This window comes from Zoogloea sp., from assembly GCF_030157465.1.
GTDB lineage: Bacteria > Pseudomonadota > Gammaproteobacteria > Burkholderiales > Rhodocyclaceae > Zoogloea.
In genome coordinates this window covers 1-24,492 of the sequence record NZ_JAOAUU010000059.1, presented here as the reverse complement: position 1 = coordinate 24,492, position 24,492 = coordinate 1, and the positions used below count along the sequence as shown (strand labels likewise).

Sequence of the window (24,492 nt, the reverse complement as noted above, 5' to 3'; positions counted from 1 at the left end):
CACGCTCAGCCGCTGTTGCGAAGGCCCGCGGCGATGCCGTTGATCGACAGCAGGATGCCGCGCCGCACGCGTTCGTCCTGATGGCCTTCGCGGTAGCGGTGGAGGAGTTCGACCTGCACGTGGTTGAGCGGGTCGAGGTAAGGGAAGCGGTTGCGCATCGAACGCTTGAGAAGCGGGTTGGCGTCGAGTAGCGCGGCCTGGCCGGTGATGGTGAGCAGCATGCCCTGGGTGTCGGCATGCTCGGCTTCGATGCGCGGAAAAATCGCTTCGCGCAGGTCGGCGTCCTTCACCAGGTCGGCGTAGCGGCTGGCGATGGCAATGTCGCTCTTGGCCAGCACCATGTCCATGTTTGAAAGCAGCGTTGCAAAGAACGACCATTCTTTGTGCATGGCCTTGAGGCGCTCGAGGCCGGCCTCGCCGTGCTTGGCCACGTAGGCCTTGACGGCCGAGCCGAAGCCGTACCAGCCCGGCAGCATCAGTCGGCACTGGGCCCAGCTGAACACCCACGGAATGGCGCGCAGGTCTTCGATGGCCGTCGACTTCTTGCGCGAGGCGGGGCGGCTGCCGATGTTCAGCGCGGCGATTTCCGAGATCACCGTGGATTCCCAGAAATAGCGCTCGAAACCGTCGGTTTCGTAGACCAGCTTGCGGTAGGCCTGGAAGGCGGCGTCCGAGAGTTCGTCCATCGCCTCAAGGTATTCCGGCCGTGGCGCGGGATCGCGCGGGGCGAAGAGGGTGGCTTCCATCGTCGCGGCGGCCAGCACTTCGAGGTTGCGGCGGCCGACTTCCGGGTTTGCGTACTTGGAGGCGATCACCTCGCCCTGCTCGGTCAGGCGGATCTGCCCCTGCACGGCGCCGCCCGGCTGGGCCAGGATGGCCTGGTAGCTGGGGCCGCCACCACGGCCGACCGAACCGCCGCGGCCGTGGAAGAGGCGCAGGCGCACAGCGTGGCGGGCGAAGGTGTCGACCAGGCCGATCTCGGCCTTGTAGAGCTCCCAGCCGGAGGTGAGGAAGCCGCCGTCCTTGTTGCTGTCCGAGTAGCCGAGCATCACTTCCTGCTCCTTGTGGCGTGATTCGAGCAGCGCCATGTAGGTGGGCAGGCTGAACAGGCGGTCCATCACGCCGGCGGCGTTCTGCAGATCGCCGATGGTTTCGAAGAGCGGAATGATGTTCACATCCAGCACGCCTTCGGCCGGACGCAGCAGGCCGGCTTCCTTGGCGAGCACGGCCACTTCGAGCATGTCGGAGACGTCGTCGGTCTTGGAGATGATGCAGTTGGGCACGGCGGCCTTGCCGTAGCGCAGATGGGCGGCGCGGGCCGCATGGAGGATCGCCAGCTCACCACGGGTTTCGTCCGAGTATTCCAGCCACGGCGAGGCCAGCAGACGCGGGGTGGCCAGCTCTTCGAGCAGCATGGCGGTGCGCCCGGCCTCGTCGGCGGCGAGGTAGTCGCGGTTCGGGTCGATGGCCTTGATCAGCTCGGCGACGACGCGCTCGTGCACATCGGAGTTCTGGCGCAGATCGATGGGGGCCAGGTGGAAGCCGAACACCGCGACGGCGCGGCGCAGGTGGCGCAGGCGGCCGCGGGCGAGGGCGCCGAGCCCGTTGGCGGTGAGCGAGCGGTGGATGGTTTCGAGTTCGTCGGCGAGGGCTTCCGGCCCGGCGTAGGGGACGGCAGGGGCCACGGCGTGGCGCGGCGGCTGATGGCCGAGGAGCTGGGCGTAGGTGGCGGCGAGGCGGGCATAGACGCCGGTGAGGGCGCGCCGGTAGGGCTCGTCGCTGCGGTGGGGCGAGCCGTCCGGCGAGGCGTCGGCGAGGCGCAGCAGCGCATCGGAGGCGCTGACCAGGCCTTGGGCAACCGAGAGCTGCGAGCCGAGCGTGTGCACTTCGTCCATGTAGTAGGTGAGCACCTTTTCGGCCTGCACGGCGAGGGCCTTTTCGAGGACCTCGGCGGTGACGAAGGGGTTGCCGTCCCGGTCGCCGCCGATCCAGCTGCCCACCTGCATGAAGTTGGGCAGCTCCAGCGCGTTCCAGCTGCGGTCGCGGCTGGCCAGGCGGTCTTCGACGCCGGCGTAGAGGCGCGGCAGTTCGCGCAGGAAGGTGTAATCGAAGTACGACAGGCCGTTGCTGACCTCGTCCATCACCGACAGCTTTTCGGTGCGCAGCATGCGCGTCTGCCACAGCGTGAGCACGGCGCGGCGCAGGCCGTCGAAGTTGGCTTCCTGCTCGTCCGGGGTGAGCTGCATGCGGTCCCGCTCGTCGAGCAGGCGGGCGATGGCCATCTGGCAATTGAGGATGCTCTTGCGCTGAACCTCGGTCGGGTGGGCGGTGAGAACCGGGATCACATGTGCGGTATCGAAGAAGGCCGCCAGTTCGGCGCTGCCCATGCCGGCGTCGAAGGCGCGCTCGATGGCGTGGGCGAGGCTGCCTTCCTTTGGCGCCGAGCCGGCGATCTGGTGGGCGCGGGAGCGGCGGATGTGGTGCTGGTCCTCGGCGATGTTCGAGAGGTGCGAGAAATAGCTGAAGGCGCGTACCACGTCGATGGTCTGGTCGCGGGAGAGGGAGTCCAGCGTGGCCTCCAGCTCGCGGCGGGCGGCGCGGTCTTCGTGGCGACGGAAGCGGATCGAGCTCTGGCGGATGGTCTCGACGAGGTCGAACACCGCCTCGCCTTCCTGGGCGCGCACGGTGTCGCCCAGCACGCGGCCGAGCAGGCGGATGTCGTCGCGGAGGGGAAGGTCTTTGTCGTCGCTCGTCGTCTGTTCGCTCATCGGAAAATCCTGTCCTGTCGGTTAGGGTCGGCGCGGGGGAAGCGCATCAGGCCCCCATGCTAGAATCCCGACCCGAATGCTTGCCATTGGTGCCTACCCTGATGCTGCACTGCGAGAGCGTGCAGATTGCCCCGGTTGCACCCTGCTTGTCCATCGCCACATGTCCGATCACCCTTTACGCCAGCCGAGCCCGAATACCGTGAGCGCCCCTACGCCTGAACGCATCGTCATTGCCACCCGTGAAAGCCGCCTCGCTCTGTGGCAGGCCGAACACGTCAAGGCCCGCCTCGAAGCCCTGTACCCGTCCTGCCGCGTCGAGTTGCTGGGCATGACCACCCGGGGCGACCAGATCCTCGACCGTCCGCTGGCCAAGATCGGCGGCAAGGGCCTGTTCGTCAAGGAGCTCGAAAACGCGCTCTTCGACCGCAGTGCCGACATCGCCGTGCATTCGATGAAGGACGTGCCGATGACCCTGCCGCCCGAATTCGCGCTGGTCGCGATCGCCGAGCGCGAAGTGCCTCTCGACGCCTTCATTTCCAACAAGTACGAAAGCCTCGACGACATGCCGCCGGGTGCCGTGGTCGGCACCTCCAGCCTGCGCCGCGAATCCCAGATCCACGCCCAGTACCCGATGCTGGCCGTCACCAGCCTGCGCGGCAATCTCGACACCCGCCTGCGCAAGCTCGACGAAGGCCAGTACGACGCGATCATCCTCGCGGCAGCCGGCCTCACCCGTCTCGGTCTCGCCAGCCGCATCCGCGCCACACTGCCGGCGGAGGTCTCCCTGCCGGCCGCCGGCCAGGGCGCGCTGGGCATCGAAGCGCTGTCCGACCGTCCCGAAGTGGCCGCCTGGATCGCCCCGCTGGCCGATGCCCGCTCCGCCGCTTGCGTGCGGGCCGAGCGTGCCACCTCCCGTGCGCTGGCCGGCAGCTGCGAAGTGCCGCTGGGCGCCTACGCCGAAGTGAAGGATGGCGAATTGTGGCTGCGCGGCTTCGTGGCGCTGCCCGATGGCTCGCGGATTGCCCGTGCCGAACGGCGCGGCCCCCTCGACGCGCCGGAAGCGCTCGGCCTTGCGCTGGCCGACGACCTGCGCGCCGACGGTGCCGACGACATCCTCGCCAGCCTGTAGTTTTCAGCCATGGGTGGCCAGCCTCTCCACGGGCGCTCCATCGTCGTGACCCGCCCGGCCGGGCAGGCAGACAGCCTGTGCGCGGCGCTCGCAGCCCTTGGCGCCGAGCCCCTGCGGTTTCCCCTGCTCACCATCTCGCCGGTGGCCGATCCGGCCCCGCTCGAGGCGGTCGCCCGGCGTCTTGCCGAGTTTGAGCTGGCGTTCTTTGTCAGCCCCAATGCTGTCAATTTCGCACTCGACGTGATGCTGCCGGTGGCCCCGTGGCCGGCTGAGCTGCGGGTGGCCACGGTTGGCAAGGGCAGCGAGGCCGCACTCGCCGCGCGCGGCTTCACGCGCGTGATCGCCCCGCAAAGTGGTTTCGACAGCGAATCGGTGCTCGCGCTGCCCGCCTTTCAGGCCCCGGCGCTGGCGGGCCGGCGGGTGCTGATCCTGCGCGGCGACGGCGGACGTGATCTGCTGGGCGACACGCTTTCAGCTCGCGGCGCAATCGTCGAATACATCACCTGCTACCACCGCGGCGGCCCGGCCGACGACCCGGCTCCGCTCATCGAACGAGCCTCTGCCGGCCGTCTCGACGCCCTGACCCTCACCAGCAGCGAAGGCGTCGCCCATCTGCGGGCCCTGCCGGGGGCGACGACGCTGAGCGGGGTGCCGGTCTTCGTGCCGCACCCGCGCATCGCCGCCGCCGCCACGGAGGGCGGATTTACCCGCGTGATCGCCACCGGGCCCGGCGACCAGGGCCTTCTCGATGGCCTCGTCGCCCACTTTTCCGCCCGCAACCACTCCACTTATCCGGGTTAAACTCGTACCCATGAGCAGCGAAATCCCCAGCCTTCCGCCTATCGACGCAGCGCGACCGGTGTCCCAGCCACCGTCGTCCTGGCGCCGCCCGTCCGCCCTTATTGCCGCCATCGCGCTGGCCCTGCTCGGCTGGCAGTGGCTTGAAACGCGCAGTCGCCTGGGCGATCTGCAGGATGAACTGGCGCGGCGCCTGTCCGACGGTGATTCGGTCGCCAAGGAGGGCCGCGCCCTCGCCAGGCAGGCCCAGGAAAACCTCCAGGACCTGCAAACCAAGTTTGGCGCGCTCGAATCCCGCCTCGCTGAATCCCAGGGCCACCAGGTGGCTCTCGAAGCGATGTACCAGGAGTTTTCGCGCACGCGCGACGACCGGGTGCTGGCCGAAGTCGAGCAGGCGGTGGTGATCGCCGCCCAGCAGCTCCAGCTTGCCGGCAACGTGCAGGCCGCGCTCTTTGCGCTGCAAACCGCCGACGCCCGCCTGGGCAGCATCGATCGCCCGCTGTGGCTGCCTCTGCGCAAGGCCATCGCCAGTGATCTCGACGCCCTCAAGGCGCTGCCGCAGGTGGACGCGGCCGGCATCTCCCTCCGGCTCGAAACCCTCATCGGCCGACTCGACAGCCTGCCGTTGGCCTTCGAAGCCAAGCCCCGCGCCAGTGCGCCGCCGGTCGGCGCGGCCGAGCCCACGTGGGCCAAGCGGCTGTGGCTGGATTTCTGGGCCGAGTTCAGCCAGCTGGTCCGTGTCGAGCGCATGGATCGTCCCGATCCGGCGCTGCTGGCGCCGAGCAATGCCGTGTTCCTGCGTGAAAATCTCAAGCTGCGGCTGATGAACGCCCGCCTGGCACTGCTCTCGCGGGACGGCAACACCTTCCGCGAAGACGTGCGCATCTGTGCCGACTGGCTCGAGCGCTATTTCGATCTGAAAAACGCCGCGGTCGCCGCTGCGAAGGATGATCTCGCCGAGATCCAGAAGACCCCGGTGGGTGTGGATCTGCCCAGCCTGCAGGCCACCCAGAACGCCCTGCGCAGCCTGCAGGCCGTGCCCGAACGGCGCGCCGATCTTGCTGCTCCGGCGCCCAGGGCCGACAAGCCCGCTGCCGCCCCGGCGAAGAAGAACTGAGGCCCGGCATGCGTGGATTGCTGTGGTTGCTCGGCCTCTTTGCCCTGGCTGCCGCCCTCGCGGTGGCCGGGCGTTACAACGAAGGCTACGCCTTGCTGGTGTGGCCGCCCTATCGTGTCCAGATTTCCCTCAACCTGCTGATCCTGTTGCTGCTTGGCGGTTTCGTGGCGATCTATTCCCTGTCGCGGCTGGTTGCCCGCACCATGGCGCTGCCCCGTGCCGTGCAGCAGTTCCGTGCGCGCAAGAGTCGCGAACGGGCCTCGCAAGCCATCTACGACGCCGTCCGCCTGCGCATCGAGGGGCGTTTCGGCCAGGCTCTCAAGCAGGCCACCGCGGCCTATGAAGCCGGTGAGGCGCCCGGTCTTGCGGCGCTTCTTGCCGCCCGCGCCGCCCATTCGCTGCGTGATCAGGACCGCTATCGTTTCTGGCTCGGCAAGGCTGCCGCCCACGACAACGAAGTGCGCCTCGCCCGTGTCATGACCGAAGCCAAGCTGGCCGTTGAGGAGCGCCGCTTTGACGAAGCCGCCGAACGCATCGCCGACCTGCAGGCCGGTGGCCAGCGCCACATCGCAGCGCTACGCCTCGCCCTGCGCACCGCCCAGGCCAAGGGCAACTGGTCCGAGGCCGTGCGCGTCGTGCGCCAGCTGGTCAAGGTCAAGGCCCTTACCGCCGAGCAGGCCGATCCGGTCAAGCGCCGCGCCCACCAGGAAGGGCTGCGCCAACGTGCCGGCGACGCCCTGGCGCTCAATGCCTACTGGCAGGACATGCCCCGCGACGAGCAGCGCGACCCCCGTCTGGTGGGCGAGCTGGCCCGCGCCCTGATTGCTTCCGGCGACAGTGCCGGTGCCCAGAAGGCCATCGAAAGCCAGCTGGCCCTCGGCTGGGATTCCACGCTGGCCGACATTTACGGGCGCTGCGAAGGCGGCGATATTCGGGCTCGCCTGATCAAGGCCGAGGAATGGCTCAAGCGCGAGCCCCGCGATCCGCTGCTGCTCCTGACTCTTGGCCGGCTGTGCGTGCAGTCGCAGCTGTGGGGCAAGGCGGAGAGCTATCTCGACGCATCCCTCGCCATTGCGCCGGGCTGGGAAGCCCACGTCGAGCTCGCACACCTGGCCGAGCGCATCAGCCGAACCGACGACGCCAACCGGCATTACCGGGCTGCTGCCGAGCTTTCGCGCCGTTGATGCACATTGGGGCGGACGTCTGTTCCGCCCCGTCTTTGCTCTTTCAAGATAGCGGAATAAGATAACCGGGCTGTACCCGGCTCTCGAAGGGCCAGGTTGTCCGATAGTTTTAGACAATACAGATCATTTCATCAATCAATTTGAACGATGGTGTGGTCCGGCCTATCATGTGATCTCCAAGTCTTCTCAACCCGTGAAGGAAACGCTATGTCCCTGATCAACACCGAAATCAAGCCGTTCAAGTCCACCGCTTACAGCAATGGCAAGTTCGTTCCGGTTTCCGACGCCGACCTGAAGGGCAAGTGGTCCGTGGTTTTCTTCTACCCGGCCGACTTCACCTTCGTCTGCCCGACCGAGCTGGGCGATCTGGCTGATGTCTACCCCGAATTCAAGAAGCTGGGCGTGGAAATCTACTCTGTTTCCACCGACACCCACTTCACCCACAAGGCCTGGCACGACGCCTCCGACACCATCAAGAAGATCCAGTACCCGATGATCGGCGACCCGACCGGCGCCATCACCCGCGGCTTCGACGTGATGATCGAAGAAGAGGGCCTGGCCCTGCGCGGTACCTTCGTGATCAACCCGGAAGGCGTGATCAAGGTCGCCGAAATCCACGACCTGGGCATCGGCCGTGACGCCAAGGAACTGCTGCGCAAGGTGCAGGCTGCCCAGTACGTGGCCTCCCACCCGGGCGAAGTCTGCCCCGCCAAGTGGACCCCGGGCGACGCCACCCTGTCCCCGTCGCTGGATCTGGTCGGCAAGATCTAAGCATCAAGACAGCATTACTGCTGGTCTGAAACGCCCGGGCGTCTTTGACGCCCGGGCGTTTTTTCATGTGCGCATCCGCCTGGATGCACGCCTTGGTGTGCAAGTTCCACCGTAGGTTGCTCAGAGCGAACGAAGTGAAGCGCAACTGCGTGAAGGCGACGTGCCGCCGAGGAAACTGGCAGAGGCGCGGCGCGTCACCTATAGTCCAATGACGTATTCACCGCTGTTTCCGGGAGAGCGATCATGGCCAGCCTTACCCGTGCCGTCGGACGTGGTGCAGAAAACCCGATCAAGAGCGAGGTTCTGCTCGTCCAGCAGCTGCTCAACCGGCATCGCCCTCCAAGCCTCAAACCCATCGGTGAGGATGGTCAGCAGGGTGATGAAACCTGCAAGGCGATCGAGGAATTCCAGCGTCGCATCATGAAACTGGCAAAGCCGGACGGCCGCGTCGATCCGGGTGGAAAAACCTTCAAGGCCCTGTGTCAGCCGCCTGCAGGGCTAACACCGCCGCCGGTGGCAGGGCCGGCAGCCGGCGGAATGAGACTCAGCGATGCAGGGCGTAAATTGCTGCGGGGGGTCGAGGCCCTGTCGCTGACCCCCTACGATGACCAGTCCAGGAGCAAGGCGCACATTACCGCCTGGGTGAAGGGGGCGACCATTGGCTATGGTCACCTGATCTCCCGGGCCGAATGGGACACCTACCGGAACGGGATCAGCGAAGCGGGGGCCAACGCACTTTTTGACCGGGATCTGGCGCCTTTCGAAGCCGTGGTGCGGGACAGCATCAAGGTGGCGCTTTCCGCAAACCAGTTCGATGCGCTTACCATGCTGGCCTTCAACATCGGCGCGGGCAGTTTTGCCCGCTCATCGGTCGTGAAGCTGGTCAATGATCCGACGGCCAATTCCACCTACAAGAGCCTCGAGGCGGCCTGGAAATCCTGGAACAAATCCCAGGGCAAGGTCATGAAAGGGCTCGATAACCGACGTCAGTGCGAATGGGATGTTTATTCCAGAGGGGTGTACAACAGGTGGTGAGCATTCATTTTCAGAAGAACATCGTGCCGGCGCTGCGGCTGCTGCTGGTGTGCTGGGGCTTGCAGTCGGCGCCGGTCTTTGCGATCGACAACCCTGACCGGCCCGATCCGGTGGCGGAGTTTTCCGGCAGGGCCGAGGTCTATGAGAAGCAGCTTGCCGACGCGCCCACCGACAAGGACGCGTTGGCTGTCTATGCGCAGTACGAGTTGTTCCTCGACCGGGAACTCAATCAGGCCTACACCGCGCTGATCCGGCAAACGCGGGAAACCCGCAAGCAGGATCTGGTGCGATCCCAGAAAAGCTGGCTGGTGTTCCGCGACGCAGAAATGCGCTTTATCGCCAACAACTGGACGCGGCAGGATTTCGGCTCGTCGTCGGCGACTGCGCGGGCAGGTTACCGTGCCGCGCTGCTCAAGGAGCGGGTGACGGCCCTTCTCAACTACCTGCGCAGCTACCCGCCGGGCGGCTAGAGCCAGGCGCCGTCAGGCCCACTCGCGATGGACGAGGAATTCGGTGTATAGGCGCTCTTCCGGGCTGCCGGCTTCGGGCTGCCAGTCGTAGCGCCATTTCACGATGGGCGGCATCGACATCAGGATCGATTCCGTGCGCCCGCCGGACTGCAGGCCGAAGAGCGTGCCGCGGTCGAAAACCAGGTTGAATTCGACGTAACGGCCCCGGCGGTAGGCCTGGAAGTCGCGTTCGCGATCAGAGTAAGGCGTGTCGCGACGGCGTTCGACGATGGGCATGTAGGCGGGCAGGAAGGCGTCGCCGACGCTGCGTGTCATGGCGAAGGCGTCGTCGAAATCGAGCGTGCCGTCGGCGCCGTGGTCGTCGAAGAACAGACCGCCGACGCCGCGGGGTTCGTTGCGGTGCTTGAGAAAGAAGTAGCGGTCGCACCAGTCCTTCAGGCGGCGGTATTCGGCCTCGCCCCAGGGCAGCACAGCGGCCTTGCAGGTGGCGTGGAAGTGACGGACGTCGTCCTCGAACGGGTAGTAGGGCGTGAGATCCATGCCGCCGCCAAACCACCACACATCATCCTTGCCTTCGCTGCTGGCGATGAAGAAGCGCACGTTCATGTGCACGGTGGGGCAGTAGGGATTGCGCGGGTGCAGCACCAGCGAGACGCCCATCGCCTCGTAGCTGCGGCCGGCCAGTTCGGGGCGCGCGGCCGTTGCGGAGGGGGGCAGGCCCTGGCCCATCACGTGGGAGAAATTGCAGCCGCCGCGTTCGAAGAAATTGCCCTCCTCGACGAGGCGCGTGAGGCCGCCGCCACCGGCCGGACGGGTCCAGCTGTCGGTAACGAAGGGCGTGCCGTCGAAGGCTTCGAGGCTTGCGACGATGCGCGCCTGGAGATCGAGGAGGTAGGCTTTGACGGCGTTGCGGTCAGGCATGGGTGTTCTCTCGGGGATATAAAAACGCCGGCTCGTGGCCGGCGGTCTGGGTCAGGCGCCGGCGATGAGGCGCTTCGAATACGTGTCCCGGTGCATCTCGCGGGCTTCCGAGGTGATCTGCACGGGCTGCGGCCCCGGCGCAACGAGGGCTGCGATGCAATCGACGAGCGCGCCGGTGAGGCGTTTGCGGGTGGCTTCATCGCGGCCCGAATGCAGGGCCAGGCCGGCGTGGATGAAGCCCTGGTCGCTGCCGTCTCCGACCCGGAAATGCTCGACCGGAATCAGGCGCACCTTGATCGAGTCGGCCGGGCTGAAGACACCGCTGGAGAGCAGCGTCTTGCACGCGGCTTCGACCAGCGTGGCCGGCTCGAAGCGCCCGGCCACGCTGGCGCTGTACTCGATGCGCAGGTGGGGCATGGTGACGTTCAGCCCTTGCGGGCGACGGCGCGATAGCCGATGTCGCGGCGGCACTGCATGCCGTCGAAGTGGATCTGGTCGACCAGTTCGTAAGCGCGTTTTTGGGCGCTGCGGACATTGTCGCCAAGGGCCGTGACGCACAGCACGCGGCCGCCGCTGGTGCGGATTTCGCCGTCGGCTTCGGTGGTGCCGGCATGGAAGACGTGGCTGTCTTCGGTGGAGGCGGAGGGCAGGCCGTGGATGGCATCGCCCTTGCGGGGGCTGTCCGGGTAGCCGGCGGCGGCCATCACCACGCCGAGGGAGAAGCGGCGGTCCCACTCGGCTTCGATCTTGTCGAGCTTGCCGTTGACGGCGGCTTCGACCAGGTCGACGAGGTCGGACTTGAGCCGCATCATGATCGGCTGGGTTTCCGGGTCGCCCATGCGGCAGTTGAACTCGACGACGCGGGGCGCGCCCTTGGCGTCGATCATCAGGCCGGCGTAAAGGAAGCCGGTGTAGGGCAGGCCTTCGGCAGCCATGCCGACAAGGGTCGGCATGATGATCTCGCGCATGGCGCGGGCGTGCACTTCAGGGGTGACCACCGGAGCGGGTGAGTACGCCCCCATGCCGCCGGTGTTGGGGCCCTGGTCGGCGTCCTTGAGGCGCTTGTGATCCTGGGAGGTGGCCAGCGGCAGGGCATGGCGGCCGTCGGCCATCACGATGAAGCTGGCTTCCTCGCCATCCATGAACTCCTCGATCACCACCCGCGGGCCGCGCTCGTCGTACTGCACGCCCAGCGTATTGTGGGTGAGCATGGCGTCGATGGCCTCGTGGGCCTCGGCCAGCGTCATGGCCACGACCACGCCCTTGCCGGCCGCCAGACCATCGGCCTTGATGACGATCGGGGCGCCTTCCGCATCTACGTAGGCATGGGCCGCGGCAGAGTCGGAGAAGGTCTGGTACCTGGCGGTGGGGATCTTGTGGCGCTCGAGGAACTGCTTGGCGAAGTCCTTGGAGCTTTCCAGCTGGGCGGCGAGTTTCGTCGGTCCGAAGATCGGCAGCCCGGCGGCACGGAAGGCATCGACGACGCCGGCGGCCAGCGGGGCTTCGGGGCCGACCACGGTGAGACCGATCTGCTCCTTGCGGACGAACTCGATGAGATCGGGAATGGCCGTGATGGCCACATTCTCGATGCCGGGTTCGCGGGCTGTGCCCGGGTTGCCCGGGGCGACGAAGACTTTCTGGATGCGCGGCGAGCGGACGAGCTTCCAGGCCAGCGCGTGTTCGCGCCCGCCGGAGCCGATGACGAGGATCTTCATGAACGTGTCCGGATCAGTGACGGAAATGGCGGAAGCCGGTGAGGACCATGGCGATGCCCTGCTCGTCGGCAGCGGCGATCACTTCGGCGTCGCGCATCGAGCCGCCCGGCTGGATGACGGCGGTGGCGCCGGCCTGGGCCAGCACGTCAAGGCCATCACGGAACGGGAAGAAGGCATCGGAGGCGACCACGCAGCCGGGGATCACCAGGCCGGCGTTTTCGGCCTTGATCTTGGCGATGCGGGCTGAGTCGACACGGCTCATCTGGCCGGCACCGACACCGATGGTCTGGCCGTCCTTGCAGTAAACGATGGCGTTCGACTTGACGTACTTGGCGACGCGCCAGGCGAACAGCAGGTCGGACATTTCCTGGGCGGTCGGAGCACGCTTGGTGACCAGCTTCAGGTCGGCTTCGGTGATCGGCGCAAAGTCGGCGCTCTGCACCAGCAGGCCGCCGCCAACGCGCTTGTAGTCGGCTTGCTTGACCACGCCCAGCGGCACGATCAGCACGCGGACGTTCTGCTTGGCCTTGAGGAGTTCGAGGGCTTCGTCGGTGTAGGCGGGGGCGATCAGCACTTCCAGGAACTGGGCGCTGACGGCTTCGGCCGCGGCACGATCAACGGTGGTGTTGAAGGCGATGATGCCGCCGAAGGCCGAGGTCGGGTCGGTCGAGAAGGCCCGCTTGTAGGCTTCCAGCGGGCTGGCAGCAACGGCCACGCCACACGGGTTGGCGTGCTTGACGATGACGCAGGCGACGCCGTCGAAGGCCTTGACGCATTCCCACGCAGCATCGGAGTCGGCGATGTTGTTGTACGACAGCTCCTTGCCTTGCACCTGGGTGTAGGCGGCGATGGCGCCGGCCGGGGCGCTGGATTCGCGGTAGAAGGCGGCGGACTGGTGGGGGTTCTCGCCGTAGCGGAGATCCTGCACCTTGTCGAAGGCCAGCTGGAAGCGCTCCGGGTAGGCCATCTTGCTGCCGTCTTCGGCGAGGGCGGTGAGATGGTTGGAGATGGCCGAGTCGTAGCGGGCGGTGTGGGTGAAAGCCTTGCGGGCCAGGTCGAAGCGGGTTTTGTAGCTCAGCGCGCCGCCGTTGGCCTGCAGTTCGGCGACGATGGCCGCGTAGTCGGAAGGTTCGGTCACGATGCCGACGCCGCCGGCTTCGTTGCCGTGGTTCTTGGCGGCTGCGCGGACCATGGTCGGGCCGCCGATGTCGATGTTCTCGATGGCGTCTTCAAGGGTGCAGTCGGGCTTGGCGACGGTGGCCTGGAAGGGGTAGAGGTTCACCACCACGAGGTCGATGCGCGGAATGGCGTGCTCTTCGAGCTTGGCCAGGTGCTCGGGCAGGTCGCGACGGGCGAGGATGCCGCCGTGCACCTTGGGGTGCAGGGTCTTGACGCGGCCGTCGAGCATTTCCGGGAAGCCGGTGTAGTCGGAGACGTCGGTAACCGGCAGGCCGGCTTCGCGCAGGGACTTGGCGGTGCCGCCGGTGGACAGCAGCTTGATGCCGAGGGCGGACAGTTCACGGGCGAATTCGATGACGCCGGTTTTGTCGGAAACGCTGAGCAGGGCTTGGGTGACTTTCATGGGGTTTCTCTGGTAGGCCGCGAGCTGCGCGGCGCTGGAATGACGGAAAACGGTGGCAGTTCGCGGTGGCAGTTCGGGCTTACAGGAGTTCGTGTTCGGACAGCTTGCGGCGCAGGGTGTTGCGGTTGATGCCGAGCATCTCCGCGCACAGGGTCTGGTTGCCGCCGGCTTGCTTGAGGACGAACTCGAGCATCGGACGTTCGACGTTCTTGATCACCATCGCGTAGAGCGCGTTGGGCTTTTCACCGTCGAGATCGCGGAAATAGGTGTCCAGCGCGCGACAGACGGAATCGGCGATGTCATTGCTGGTACTGCTCATGCTGCAAGCTCCTGGGGCAATTCTTCGGGGTCGGTATAGACCAGTCGGCTGTCTCTGTCGGCGAGCCGGCCGAAGAACTCGTCAATGGCGGCAGTCTGTTCTTGTACGGTGGGCAGGGTGTTCATGACGCGGCGGAACTGCGCCGATCCGACCAGCCCCCGGGTGTACCAGCTGATGTGCTTGCGGGCGATCTTGACGCCGGTTTCCTCGCCGTAGAAACCGTAGAGGTCGGTGAGGTGATCCCTGCACACCTGAAGGATTTCCGAGACCAGCGGGGGCGGGAGCTCTTCACCGGTTTTCAGGAAATGTTCGATCTCGCGGAAGATCCACGGGCGGCCCTGCGCGGCACGGCCGATCATCACGCCGTCGGCGCCGGTGTAATCGAGCACGAACTTCGCCTTTTGCGGCGTGGTGATGTCGCCGTTGGCAATCAGCGGGATGCGCACGCGGGTCTTGACGTCGGCGATGGTGTCGTACTCGGCGTGGCCGGTGTACTGGCAGGCGCGGGTGCGGCCGTGAATGGCGATGAGCTGGATGCCGGATTCTTCGGCAATGTGCGCAATCATCGGGGCATTCTTGTTGGCGGTGTTCCAGCCGGTGCGGAACTTGAGCGTGACCGGAATGTTGCCGGCAGCGCCGACGACGGCTTCGAGGATGCGGGCAACCAGGAGTTCGTCCTGCATCAGCGCAGAGCCGGCCATCACGTTGCAGACCTTCTTGGCCGGGCAGCCCATGTTGATGTCGATGATCTGGGCGCCGCGATCGATGTTGTGGCGGGCCGCCTCGGCCATCATGGCCGGATCGGCGCCGGCGATCTGCACGGAAATCGGGTCGGCTTCCCCGTCGTGGTTGGCGCGCCGCTGTGTTTTGGCGCTGCCGTAGAGCAGGGAATTGGAGGTGACCATTTCGGACACGGCGAGCCCCGCGCCCATCTTCTTGCAGAGCTGGCGGAAAGGACGGTCTGTGACGCCGGCCATGGGCGCGACGAACAGGTTGTTTCGCAAGGTGAATCCGGCGAATTGCATCGGGGAGGCGCGTTTGGGAAAAGCAGCGCATTCTACCCGAAGGGGCTGCCGTCGGGCAGGGGCTGACTCCCCGCAATGAAGGTACGAGTGCCTGATAGCTAACGCTTTTCAGGGCAGCTCGGCGTTTTGCATGCGGCCCTGGATGCGTGCCGCATGGGCCGCCAGGCGGGGGCCGAAACTCTTCTCGTACTTGCGCGGGTTGGGCAGCATGACGGCCAGCCGGGCGGCCTGGGGCGGGGTCAGCTGAGCGGCGGAAACGCGGTAGTAGCGCTGGGCTGCGGCTTCGCAGCCGAAGACGCCGTTGCCCCATTCGACGACGTTGAGATAGACCTCGAGGATGCGCCGCTTGTCCCACAGGGCTTCGATCATCACCGTGATGACGGCTTCCTCGGCCTTGCGGAAATAGCTCTTGGTCGGAGACAGGAAGAGGTTCTTGGCGAGTTGCTGGCTGATCGTCGAGCCGCCGGCAACGGTCTTGCCCTTCTTCTGGTTTTTTTCGATGGCTTTCTGGATGCCTTCCCAGTCGAAGCCTTCGTGGTCGACGAACTTGTCGTCCTCGGCGGCAACCACGGCCCGCTTGAGATGCACCGAGATCTTGTCGTAGGGCACCCAGCGGTAGTGCAGCTCGGCGTCGGGGGCCTTGGCGTTGAGTTCGTCCAGCCGCAGGCTCATGAAGCTGGTGCCGGAGGGGGGCATCCACTTCCACCACACCACGTGGCCAAGCAGCCACAGCTGGTAGGCCACGACGGCCAGCACCAGGGCGAGGAGGGCACGTCGGGTCCAGCGCCAGAGTGTCGTCATCGCGGGGTGGTTCGGGCGCGGGATGGCATCGGGCTCACTCTTTCCTGGCCGAGGTCTGCAGCATGTCGGAGTTGGTGAAAGTCCAGGTGCGGGTGATCTCGATCACGTCGGTGTCCTTGCGGATGTCCGGCGGAAAGTTGGCGTAGGGCGCGGCGAGCTGGACGATGCGGCGGGCTGCGTCGTCCAGCACCTTGTGGCCGGACGAGCGCAGGACTTCGATTTTATCGACCGTTCCGTCGGCGCGGATCGTGACCGACAGCAGCAGGCTGCCGTACAGCTTGCCCCGGGCCGCGTCGGGGTAGTTGAGGGTGCCGACCCGCTCGATCTTCTGGCGCCAGTCTTCGGCGTATTGGGCGAAGCGGTATTCGTGGGCGCGGGCGCCGATGAATTTCTTGCGCGGCCGGGACGCGTATTCGAGCAGATCCTTGTCGATCTGGGCTTCGATGCGGGCCACCGCCGCCGAGCTGTCGAGGAGATCGTAGCCAGAGGGCGTGCGCGGGGCTTCTGTCGGGTTGACCTGCTGGGTGTCGACGGCGAGGGCGGCCTTGCTGCGCGCTGCCGTCATGGCCTGAACCTGCTGCGTGCGTGCATCCTCGCTACGCCGCTGGGCTTCGACGAGGCTGTCGCCAACGCGGGTTTGCTCCTGGGGGGGCAGCGGGGTGGCCGGGCGGGATTTTTTGTCGGTGTTGCCGCCGGCGTCCAGATTGGTCTGGGCGAGGATGTCGGCGGTGTCGGGCCGCTGGGCGTGGCGGGCGTTGACCAGCACCACTTCCAGGCCCTTGTCGCTGTGCTTCATCTTGCTGAAGTCGGGCATCCCGAAGTGGATGGACAGCAGCAGTGCGTGCAGCGCCAGTGACACGCCGACGCCCCATTCGAGCGCGTAGCGCGCCGTGCGACCGGTGAAGGCCGGCCAGGCGTGCGCCGGCCCCGCGGAGGGCGGGGTGGGGGCGGGCGGAGTGGGCTGACGGAGTAACTGCTGCATGGCGGACTCAGGCTGCGGCGGCGGGCGGGGCCTCGACGTCTGTTGCCGGGGCTTCCGGTGCCGCCTCTTCGGTCTCGTCCTGGGCTTCGTCCTCGATCTCGATGGGTTCGCTGCTGGTGCCCGCGAGTGTTTCCAGGTAGGTGGCGCGCAGGTCCACGTCGATCAGGTCGGTGCTGTCGATGGCCAGCTGCACGCGGGTTCCCGGCGGCAGGGTCGGCATCGAGGGCACCTTGAAGACCAATGGAATCTCTTCGAGGCGGACCAGGCTTTCACGCAGTACGCGGGCGCTCATCCGCGGATGGCCGGCCTGGCGCAGCCAGCGCAGACACCAGTAGCGTTCCATGCCGCGCTGGAATTCGGCGTAGGCGGCATAGGTGAGTTCAAAGTCGCGCATTGCGGCGAGGAGGTCGGGCGACTTGGGCGGGAAGGCCGGGGCGGTGCCCTTGATCCAGCCGATCAGTTGCCACTGGTTGACGAGGTCTACATAGCGGCGCAGCGGCGAGCTGGACCACGCGTAGCAATCGACGCCAAGGCCTTCGTGGGGGGCGCTCGCGGTGGTCATGCGCACCTTGCCGCCGGTCTGGGCACGGTACAGCGCCGGGATGCCGGCATTGGAGAGTGCCTTGCCCCAGGTGCTGTTGGCCGCAATCATCAGTTCGGCGACCAGCTTGTCCAGCGGGGAGCCACGGGAGCGGCGGCCGATTTCGATTTTGCCGGGGCCGTCGGGGGTGATTTCGTTCCAGTCGACGCTGAAGTTGAAATCCACCATGTTCTGGTTGGCCGCGGGCTTGCCACGGCCGGCCTCGAGAACGGTGGCGAGCTCCCACAGCAGGGTCAGCTCTGCTTTCCACGGAAAGTCGGGGCCGCCTTCGACGAGGGTGGTTTCGTTGAAAACCGGCTCGATGTCGTGGTGGCGCAGGTTGGCGACCACCGGCACGCGCTCGATGCGCGATTCGTTGCCGGTGACGATGAAGTCGCGGCTCACGTCGAGGTAAAGCGACAGGGCCGGGCAGTCGCGCCCTTCGCCGAGGGTGAAGCGCTCGACCATGTGGTCGGGCAGCATGGTGATCTTGTTGCCCGGCATGTACACCGTGGACAGGCGGTTGCGGGCGATGCCGTCGAGGCCGGACTCGCGACCGAAGCCAAGACCGGGGGCGGCGATGTGGATGCCGATGCGCCAGCCTGCGGCGGTGGGCGTGACCGAGAAGGCGTCGTCGATCTCGGTGGTGGCCGCGTCGTCGATGGAGAAGGCGCGCACCTCGGCGAGCGGCAGGTCGACGGGCTCGACGGGATCGTCGACGGTCGGGAAGCCGGTGCCGTCCGGGAAGTATTCGAACAGGAAGCGGTCGAAGTGCAGCTCGTGGGACGAGGGCAGGGCGCCACAGGCCAGCATCAGGCGGGCTTGCGATTTGCCGGAGTCGGCGCTGGCGGCTTCTAGTGCCTTGGTTTCGAGACGGTTGCGGTCGGGCTTGTAAAGCAGCTGGCGGACAAGCGGCTTGAACTCTTCGGGCAACTGGCCGGCGAGCAGTTCGTCGCGCATGCGCTCGATGGCTGCGGCTTGCTGGCGCTTTTTCTCGAGTCCGATGAGGGCGGCCTGGAGGATTTCGGCCGGCGCCTTGCGGAAGCGGCCGCGGCCCTTGCGGTGGAAGTAGATCGGCGAGGCGTGCAGGCGCAGCAGCACGGCGGTGGATTCGACCGGGCTCGGTACGTGACCGTAGTATTCCTTCGCGAAGTCGACAAAACCGAATTCGTCTTCGCCACAGACTTCCCACAGAAATTCGGTGTCGAGGCCTTCGGCTTCGGTTTCGGCGCGGTCGAGCAAATCACCGGCCGAAGGCTGGGTGAAACGCATCAGAACGTGGTTGCTCTTCAGCTTGAGGCGCTTGCCGTGGGGCGTTTCGACCTGCAGGGAGGCGTCGTTGTCGGTCAGGATGGTGCCGGTCTTGAAGGCACCGTCCTCTTCGAAGAGCAAATTCATGGATTGGCGAGGGTCTGTTGACAGTCATTTCGGATGCCCCGTGAAATGACTGTCAACAGACCCTGGGCTGGAAAACAGCCGATTATAGCCAAGCCGCGGGCAAGCCCGGTCGAAAGCGGTGCTTTCGGCCGGGTCAGTGCGTGGTTTGGGTGACGAAATCCCGGATCAGGCCGAGCAGGATGTCTTCGTCGTAGGGCTTGCCGAGGTAGTGGTTGACGCCGATTTCTTCGGCGTAGCGCTTGTGCTTCTCGGCGGTGCGGGAGGTGATCATGATGATCGGCACAGCCTTGAGGCGCTTGTCGGCGCGGATGTTGCGGGTCAGGTCGAAGCCGTCCATGCGCGGCATTTCGATGTCGGCGATGATGACGTCCGGCGTGGCGGTGAGAAGCTGCTCCAGCGCGTCGACGCCATCCTTGGCCGTGATGACCCGGTAGCCTTCCCGTTCGAGCAGGCGGCCGGTGATCTTGCGCACGGTGAGGGAGTCATCGACCACCATGACCGTCGGTATGGCGGGGGCAGCGGGGGCCTGAGGCGTTACCGGCAGGTCGTCGTTGCCAGCGGGGCTGCGGCCAGCCAGCGCGACCGGGTTGAGAATCAGCACGATCTCGCCGTCACCAAGCACCGTGGCGCCCGAGTAGCCGACCATCCGGGCGTATTGCGGGCCGGCGTTCTTGACGACGATTTCCTGGTTGCCACGCAGCGCATCCACATGGAGCGCCAGGGTTTCGCTGCCGGCACGCAGCAGCAGAACCCAGTTGAAGCGCTCGACCTGCGCCTGCGACTGGTGGTCGCCGAGCAGGCGGGGCAGGTAGCGGTAGTTGAATCGCTCGCCGAGCCAGTCGGTGCCCTTGTTGCGGCGGACTTCCTCGAGGGGCTGGGGCTTGAGTTCGAGCACCTGGGCGACCATCGAGGAGGGGATCGCAAAGGTGCGTCCGCCGGCCCGCACGAGCAGGGCCTGGGTAACGGCGAGGGTGAGCGGCAGGTGGATGCGGAAAGTGGTGCCCTGGCCCGCCTCGGTGGTGACGCTGATACGTCCGCCGACGGCGGCGGTTTCGCTCTTGACCACGTCCATGCCGACACCGCGACCGGCCAGGCTGGACAGGCTTGCGGTGGTGAAACCGGGAACGAAGATCAGGTTGGTGAGGCGCTTGTCGTCGGCTTCCTCGTCCGGGTCGATCAGGCCGGTTTCGACGGCGTGGGCGCGGATGCGTGCGAAGTCGAGGCCGGCGCCGTCATCGCGGAACTCGATCACCACGTCGTTGCCTTCGTGGGTTACTTTGAGGGTGATCTGGCCGAGTTCGGGCTTGCCGGCTGCGCGGCGGACTTCCGGCGGCTCGATGCCGTGGGCGACCGCGTTGCGGACCAGGTGGCCGAGCGGGCCGGTCATCACTTCGAGGACGGTGCGGTCGATTTCGATCTGCCCGCCGATGATGTCGAGGTTGGCGCGGCGGCCGAGTTCCTTGGCGGTCTGGCGGACCAGGCGGTAAAGCCGCTCGGCAAGGCTGTCGAAGGGCACCATGCGCACGTGCATCAGCGATTGCTGGAGCTCGCGGGCCATGCGTGACTGGGCGTGGAGGGCGACTTCGGCGCCGTCCAGGTTCTTCAGCAGGTTTTGCTGGACGGTGGTCACGTCGCCGACGCTCTCCGCCATCATCCGCGTGAGTTCCTGGAGGCGGGTGTAGCGGTCCATCTCCAGCGGGTCGAACTCGGTGTGATGGGTCTCGACCTGGGACAGGCGGGACTGCATCTGGGTGTCGGCCTGGATTTCGACTTCACGCAGCTGGTTGCGCAGGCGGATGACGTTCTCAGTGAGGTCGAGCAGCGAGCGGCGCAGGGTGCGCAGTTCGCCTTCGATGCGGGTGCGCGCGATGCTGATTTCGCCCGCTTCGTTCACAAACTGGTCGATGCGGCCGGCTTCGACGCGCAGCTGCGTGCGCGAGGCCTGGGCGGCGATTTCGCCGGGTAGGGGGGCTGCGACTTCGTCCAGGGGGATCGCCGTTTCGACGACGCCTGCCGCTGCCGGTGCTGCCGCAGGTTGCGGGTGCTCAAGGGTGTCGAGCGTCTGGCGTGTCTGGTCGAGCGCGGTTTCGAGCTCGTCGATGATCTCGGTGCCGGACGGGCTCTGGCTGCGGGCGCGTTCGAGCCGTGATTCCAGGTCGTGCAGGCTTTGGCCGAGGGTCATTGCGCCGACCATCCGGGCGCTGCCCTTCAGGGTGTGGAGCAGTCGGGCGACGCTGGCGGCGTGGGCCGGATCGGCAGGGGTCTCACGCCAGTTGCGCAGGGTCGTGTCGAGCTGGTCGAGCAGTTCGCTGCCTTCGTCGAGGAAGATGGGCAGCAGGTCGGTATCGAGTTCGTCGCGCAGCTGTGGCGCCGGCGCGGCCGGCTCGGCGGGCCGGGTGGCGATGGGGGCCGTGGCGAGAACGGGGGGCGTGGCTTCGGGACGCAGGCTGATGACTTCTGCCAGGTGGGAGGCGAGGATGTCGTTCAGTTGGGCGACGAGTTCGGGCGTCTCTTCGGGCAGCTCGCGGGCGTTGAGCTGGACGAGCATGCTTTCGAGCGCGGTTGCGGCGTCGTTGAGTACCGTTGCCTGTTCGGCCGCCGGTGCGCGGTCGTGGTCGGCAAGGCGTTGCTGGGCGAGTTCCAGGGCCTTGGCAAGGTGGTGGGGCGCAGCAAAGCGGGCCGTTCCGGAGATTCCGGACAGGGTATGTGCCGCGCGAATCGCCACAAGGGGCGGAATCAGGCTCGGGTTGACCGACAGACGGGCCAGTTCATGCCGCAGGGTGGCGATGTGCTGGCGGGCCTCGACGAGATAGAGATCGAACAGCGGCCGCGAAAGGATGACGTCACCGAGGCGTACTTCGTCCTTGTCGAGCTCTTCGGCGGGCTGTGCGATCTCTTCGACAGGCGGCGGGATCTCTTCGACGGCGATTTCTTCCATGTCGCCGAGTTCGAAGGATTCTTCGATGTCCGGTTCGGCAAACGCCTCGGAAGGCAACTCCAGGGGCTCGTCGCTGGAGGGGGCGGGAAGCTCGATGGTTTCGTCGAGTTCTGCCAGGGCTTCCTCGACGGTGAGGATGTCCTCGGGGAGTTCGGGCAGCGGCTCGGTTTCGGGTGCTTCGGCGACGGGCTCGGCGAAGGGGAGCTCGACGAAGGGGAGCTCGGACGTGGGCTCCTCGTTCAGGGCTTCTTCAAGGCCGAGGTCTTCGAAAGGCAGGTCGAAGTCGAAATCGAGGGGCGCGGCTTCGATGGACTCTTCTGCCGCAGGCTCGGCGTCTTCCAGGGGGGCCGGCTGGGGTGACACAACCGGGGCGGGTTCCGCGGGCAGGGCTTCGCCGAAGCTGATTTCGGGGAAGTTGAGCTCGATGGGCTGGGCGGCTTCTTCCGGCTCCAGAGCGAAGGACAGCGGGCTGGCCAGGTCCGTTTCGGTGAAGTCGTGGTCGTCGGGCACCGTGATCGTGGCTTCGAGATCGAAAACCTGAACGTTCTCGTCGCTCGACGGGAGGCTTGCGGTGACCTTCTGAGCAGGCGCAGCAGGCGCCGGTGCCGCCACGAGGGGCGCTTCGCCCTCGCTGCGCAGGCGTTCGGACTCTGCCAGCAGGGGGGCGACGTTTTTGTGGATGCCGTCGCCAGCCTTGATCTGGTCGATCCAGGCGGAGAACGCTGCGTGGGCGTCAGCGATGAGCGCCAGCAGCTCGTTACCGACCGGCAATTCAAGGCGCAGCCAGTGGTTCAGGGTTTGTTCGATGCTCCAGGCGGCTTCGCCCAGATCCTTGAGGCCGACCATGCGGCCGCTGCCCTTGAGGGTGTGGAAGCTGCGCCGGATGGTGGTGAGCACTTCGGCGTCGTGGGGATTCCGCTCGAGTTGTTCGAGGGCGTCGGCCACGGTGGCGCGGACTTCGATGGCTTCTTCGATGAAGATGGCCAGCAGTTCGGCGTCGATCTCTTCTTCGCTGGCCTCAAGCAGACGACTCGCCTCGGCCGAAAGGGCAGGGGCTTCGGGGGCTGCGGGGATGGGGGTCGGCGCGTTGAACAGCTCGCCGGCGTCGAGCATCGTGAGCGCCTGGCGGGCCTGCTTTTCGAGTTCGAGATCGGCGGTAAGCGACGCGTCCTGGCGCAGGCTTTCGAGGTTCAGCTGAAGCTCGGTGCGCAGGCCGAAGTCGTCCGGATTGTCCTTGAAGGCTGCGGTGAGGGCCGCGGTTTCGCGCTTTTGCTGGACCAGCTCGGCTTCGACGCTTTCTTCGGCGGCTTCCTGGCTGGCTTCCGGCCGCAGGATGCGTTCGAGATCGGCGGGGCCGTGCTGCAGGGCTTCTATGTAGACACCGAGGGCGGACAGCCGGTGGGCGATTTCCTCGAAGGCGCGACCACTGGTGTCGGCGTCAGGCGCCGACAGGGTTGCGATGCGGGCGGCGGCGTCCTGGACGAGGCGCACGGCGGCGTCCTCGTTCATGACCGACAGGGCGCCTTCTACCTGCTTGAGTGGCGTGCGAACGGCGGCGAGGATGTCGGTACGGCTTGGCGCGCGGAAGAAACCGTCGAGGCTTTGTTCGACTTCGGCGAGGCTGTTGAGTATTTCGTGGGCGAGCTGGCGACTGACCTGTCGGGCCTGAGCATCAGGCTCGGTGAGCGTGAGCGGTGCCAGCTGTTCGCCGCGCTGGTGGGCTTTGAGGCGCTGGAGCAGCAGGTCGATCTGGGCGTCTTCGCGGTTGTCGGCGCGGGCATGGGCGTCGAGGCGGGTGTCCAGCACCAGCATCGTGGTGGCAACGTCCATCGACAGTGCGTCGGTAAGGCGCAGCGGATCCTGACGCAGCCAGCGAGCCGTTTCGCCAAGGGCGCCGGCCAGTTGGGCGACTTCGGGCTGGCCCAGGGTGAGGGCCTGTTCGATGACGGGTGCGATGGTGTCCTGGAAGCGCGGCAGGCCGATTGCGCCGCCTTTCGAGAACTGTGCCCAGGCTTCGCGGGCGTCGGAAAGCTCTTCGCGCAGCTTGCGCAGGATCGGTGCAAGGGGCGTGTCGCTGATGCCGTGGTTGGCGGCAGGGATGAGTTCCTGAAGCGCGTAGGCGTCGCGGATGGCGTCGATGACCGGGCTGTGGGCGTCGGCAGTGGCGACGTGGTAAAGCACGTCGCGCATCAGGCGCTCGGCGACGATGGCCGAGCCTTCCATGAAGCGGCGCATCTGGGCGTCGATGCGCCCGCACAGGCGCTTGGTGGCCGCGTCGGCCGGGATGGCCTGCTGTCCGAGCGCGTCGAAGAAGGCTGTGGTTGCAAACCAGAAGGCCCGCGAGGCCGGAACGCCCTGCTGGCTTTCGATGCCGGCCACTGCGTCACGCATTTCCAGGGGGCCGGTCGGGTCTTCGCCGTTGCGGAACCACTTGAGCAGGCCCCGTTCGAAGCGGCCGCGCAGTGCGCGCAGGTGCTTCGGGTCGTCGTTTATCCGGAGCGGGGCAGGGAAGGCCGGGCGCAGGCCGAGGTTGGGGAAGAACAGTTCGCCGGGCGTAGGGATTTCCTGGCCACGGGCCCGGGCGAGCTCGGAGTAGAGGTCAAACAGTCGCAGGGCCTGGTCGGGCTGGCCGCGGACGAGTTCGTCCAGGTAGTTGCCGATGGCTGCGATGCAGCGGCTCGCGAGGCGGAGGGTGTCCGGTGTGCCCGCTACCTGCTGGCTGGCCATCTCGCCAAGCATGCGGTCGAGCTGCTCGGAGAACTGGGTCAGGCCATCCAGGCCGACAATGGAAAGGGCGCCGTGGGCCTGGTGCAGATGGGTCTGGGCGAACTTGATCCTGCCGGGGCGATCCGGGGCGGTTCCGGCTTCGGCGAGTGCCTCCAGCGCCCGTTCAAGGGCCAGGTTGATCTCGCCTTTGACCCAGGTCAGCGGACCCAGGTCGAGTTCATGTGCTGAGCTC

At 66.5% G+C, this 24,492-nt stretch carries 18 protein-coding genes; 7 read left to right on the top strand and 11 right to left on the bottom strand.

What is annotated here, in order from left to right; genetic code table 11:
- Positions 1 to 5: 5 nt before the first annotated feature.
- Positions 6 to 2,768 (bottom strand): phosphoenolpyruvate carboxylase, encoded by a 2,763-nt coding sequence (gene ppc, locus Q1W26_RS07865; RefSeq protein WP_300438141.1) that lies wholly within the window; start codon positions 2,766 to 2,768, stop codon positions 6 to 8.
- Positions 2,769 to 2,967: 199 nt separating this feature from the next.
- On the opposite strand from ppc, the gene hemC reads away from it, so the two are divergent.
- The 7 genes from hemC to Q1W26_RS07830 all read left to right on the top strand — a co-directional run bounded on the left by hemC (position 2,968) and on the right by Q1W26_RS07830 (position 9,272).
- The gene (gene hemC, locus Q1W26_RS07860) at positions 2,968 to 3,897 is read left to right on the top strand and encodes a hydroxymethylbilane synthase (RefSeq protein ID WP_300438138.1); all 930 of its coding nucleotides are present in this window, start codon (positions 2,968 to 2,970) and stop codon (positions 3,895 to 3,897) included.
- A 9-nt stretch (positions 3,898 to 3,906) separates the two neighbouring features.
- Entirely contained in the window at positions 3,907 to 4,698 is a 792-nt protein-coding gene (locus Q1W26_RS07855; RefSeq protein ID WP_300438135.1) for a uroporphyrinogen-III synthase, read from the top strand.
- 10 nt (positions 4,699 to 4,708) lie between these two features.
- Positions 4,709 to 5,812 carry a uroporphyrinogen-III C-methyltransferase gene (locus Q1W26_RS07850; RefSeq protein ID WP_300438133.1) on the top strand — a complete coding sequence of 368 codons (1,104 nt, stop codon included), beginning with the start codon at positions 4,709 to 4,711 and terminating at the stop codon, positions 5,810 to 5,812.
- Positions 5,813 to 5,820: 8 nt separating this feature from the next.
- Entirely contained in the window at positions 5,821 to 6,996 is a 1,176-nt protein-coding gene (locus tag Q1W26_RS07845; RefSeq protein WP_300438130.1) for a heme biosynthesis HemY N-terminal domain-containing protein, read from the top strand.
- 207 nt (positions 6,997 to 7,203) lie between these two features.
- Positions 7,204 to 7,767 (top strand): alkyl hydroperoxide reductase subunit C, encoded by a 564-nt coding sequence (ahpC, locus tag Q1W26_RS07840; protein WP_300438127.1) that lies wholly within the window; start codon positions 7,204 to 7,206, stop codon positions 7,765 to 7,767.
- Positions 7,768 to 8,010: 243 nt separating this feature from the next.
- On the top strand, positions 8,011 to 8,802 hold the full coding sequence (locus Q1W26_RS07835; protein ID WP_300438124.1) for a glycoside hydrolase family protein: 792 nt from the start codon (positions 8,011 to 8,013) through the stop codon (positions 8,800 to 8,802).
- Positions 8,799 to 9,272: a lysozyme inhibitor LprI family protein gene (locus Q1W26_RS07830; RefSeq protein WP_300438121.1), complete on the top strand. Its 474-nt coding sequence runs from the start codon at positions 8,799 to 8,801 to the stop codon at positions 9,270 to 9,272. Before Q1W26_RS07835 ends, Q1W26_RS07830 begins: the two co-directional genes overlap by 4 nt.
- A gap of 12 nt (positions 9,273 to 9,284) precedes the next feature.
- Here Q1W26_RS07830 and hemF read toward each other — a convergent pair whose 3' ends face one another.
- The 10 genes from hemF to Q1W26_RS07780 all read right to left on the bottom strand — a co-directional run.
- Positions 9,285 to 10,193 carry an oxygen-dependent coproporphyrinogen oxidase gene (gene hemF, locus Q1W26_RS07825; RefSeq protein WP_300438118.1) on the bottom strand — a complete coding sequence of 303 codons (909 nt, stop codon included), beginning with the start codon at positions 10,191 to 10,193 and terminating at the stop codon, positions 9,285 to 9,287.
- Positions 10,194 to 10,244: 51 nt separating this feature from the next.
- Positions 10,245 to 10,610: a 5-carboxymethyl-2-hydroxymuconate Delta-isomerase gene (locus Q1W26_RS07820; RefSeq protein ID WP_300438115.1), complete on the bottom strand. Its 366-nt coding sequence runs from the start codon at positions 10,608 to 10,610 to the stop codon at positions 10,245 to 10,247.
- A gap of 8 nt (positions 10,611 to 10,618) precedes the next feature.
- Complete coding sequence (gene purD / locus Q1W26_RS07815; RefSeq protein ID WP_300438113.1) at positions 10,619 to 11,908, bottom strand: phosphoribosylamine--glycine ligase; 1,290 nt, start codon at positions 11,906 to 11,908, stop codon at positions 10,619 to 10,621.
- 13 nt (positions 11,909 to 11,921) lie between these two features.
- Entirely contained in the window at positions 11,922 to 13,490 is a 1,569-nt protein-coding gene (gene purH / locus Q1W26_RS07810) for a bifunctional phosphoribosylaminoimidazolecarboxamide formyltransferase/IMP cyclohydrolase (RefSeq protein ID WP_300438110.1), read from the bottom strand.
- 79 nt (positions 13,491 to 13,569) lie between these two features.
- The gene (locus Q1W26_RS07805) at positions 13,570 to 13,809 is read right to left on the bottom strand and encodes a helix-turn-helix domain-containing protein (RefSeq protein WP_298603410.1); all 240 of its coding nucleotides are present in this window, start codon (positions 13,807 to 13,809) and stop codon (positions 13,570 to 13,572) included.
- Positions 13,806 to 14,834, bottom strand: coding sequence for a tRNA dihydrouridine synthase DusB (dusB, locus tag Q1W26_RS07800; RefSeq protein ID WP_300438107.1), 1,029 nt, complete (start codon positions 14,832 to 14,834; stop codon positions 13,806 to 13,808). Before dusB ends, Q1W26_RS07805 begins: the two co-directional genes overlap by 4 nt.
- 108 nt (positions 14,835 to 14,942) lie before the next feature.
- Positions 14,943 to 15,635, bottom strand: a complete 693-nt coding sequence (mtgA, locus tag Q1W26_RS07795; RefSeq protein WP_300438104.1) for a monofunctional biosynthetic peptidoglycan transglycosylase — start codon at positions 15,633 to 15,635, stop codon at positions 14,943 to 14,945.
- A 34-nt stretch (positions 15,636 to 15,669) separates the two neighbouring features.
- The gene (locus Q1W26_RS07790) at positions 15,670 to 16,617 is read right to left on the bottom strand and encodes a TonB family protein (protein ID WP_300438101.1); all 948 of its coding nucleotides are present in this window, start codon (positions 16,615 to 16,617) and stop codon (positions 15,670 to 15,672) included.
- A gap of 7 nt (positions 16,618 to 16,624) precedes the next feature.
- On the bottom strand, positions 16,625 to 18,595 hold the full coding sequence (locus Q1W26_RS07785) for an RNB domain-containing ribonuclease (protein ID WP_300438099.1): 1,971 nt from the start codon (positions 18,593 to 18,595) through the stop codon (positions 16,625 to 16,627).
- A 133-nt stretch (positions 18,596 to 18,728) separates the two neighbouring features.
- On the bottom strand, positions 18,729 to 24,492 hold a 5,764-nt coding region (locus tag Q1W26_RS07780), incomplete at its 5' end, for an Hpt domain-containing protein (RefSeq protein ID WP_366143645.1).

Bases quoted from the DNA above. Each gene is read 5' to 3' on its own strand.
- ppc (WP_300438141.1), bottom strand. From the start codon at position 2,768: ATGAGCGAACAGACGACGAGCGACGACAAAGACCTTCCCCTCCGCGAC.
- Q1W26_RS07855 (WP_300438135.1), top strand. From the start codon at position 3,907: ATGGGTGGCCAGCCTCTCCACGGGCGCTCCATCGTCGTGACCCGCCCG.
- Q1W26_RS07850 (WP_300438133.1), top strand. From the start codon at position 4,709: ATGAGCAGCGAAATCCCCAGCCTTCCGCCTATCGACGCAGCGCGACCG.
- Q1W26_RS07845 (WP_300438130.1), top strand. From the start codon at position 5,821: ATGCGTGGATTGCTGTGGTTGCTCGGCCTCTTTGCCCTGGCTGCCGCC.
- ahpC (WP_300438127.1), top strand. From the start codon at position 7,204: ATGTCCCTGATCAACACCGAAATCAAGCCGTTCAAGTCCACCGCTTAC.
- Q1W26_RS07835 (WP_300438124.1), top strand. From the start codon at position 8,011: ATGGCCAGCCTTACCCGTGCCGTCGGACGTGGTGCAGAAAACCCGATC.
- hemF (WP_300438118.1), bottom strand. From the start codon at position 10,193: ATGCCTGACCGCAACGCCGTCAAAGCCTACCTCCTCGATCTCCAGGCG.
- Q1W26_RS07820 (WP_300438115.1), bottom strand. From the start codon at position 10,610: ATGCCCCACCTGCGCATCGAGTACAGCGCCAGCGTGGCCGGGCGCTTC.
- purD (WP_300438113.1), bottom strand. From the start codon at position 11,908: ATGAAGATCCTCGTCATCGGCTCCGGCGGGCGCGAACACGCGCTGGCC.
- purH (WP_300438110.1), bottom strand. From the start codon at position 13,490: ATGAAAGTCACCCAAGCCCTGCTCAGCGTTTCCGACAAAACCGGCGTC.
- Q1W26_RS07805 (WP_298603410.1), bottom strand. From the start codon at position 13,809: ATGAGCAGTACCAGCAATGACATCGCCGATTCCGTCTGTCGCGCGCTG.
- dusB (WP_300438107.1), bottom strand. From the start codon at position 14,834: ATGCAATTCGCCGGATTCACCTTGCGAAACAACCTGTTCGTCGCGCCC.
- mtgA (WP_300438104.1), bottom strand. From the start codon at position 15,635: ATGACGACACTCTGGCGCTGGACCCGACGTGCCCTCCTCGCCCTGGTG.
- Q1W26_RS07790 (WP_300438101.1), bottom strand. From the start codon at position 16,617: ATGCAGCAGTTACTCCGTCAGCCCACTCCGCCCGCCCCCACCCCGCCC.
- Q1W26_RS07785 (WP_300438099.1), bottom strand. From the start codon at position 18,595: ATGAATTTGCTCTTCGAAGAGGACGGTGCCTTCAAGACCGGCACCATC.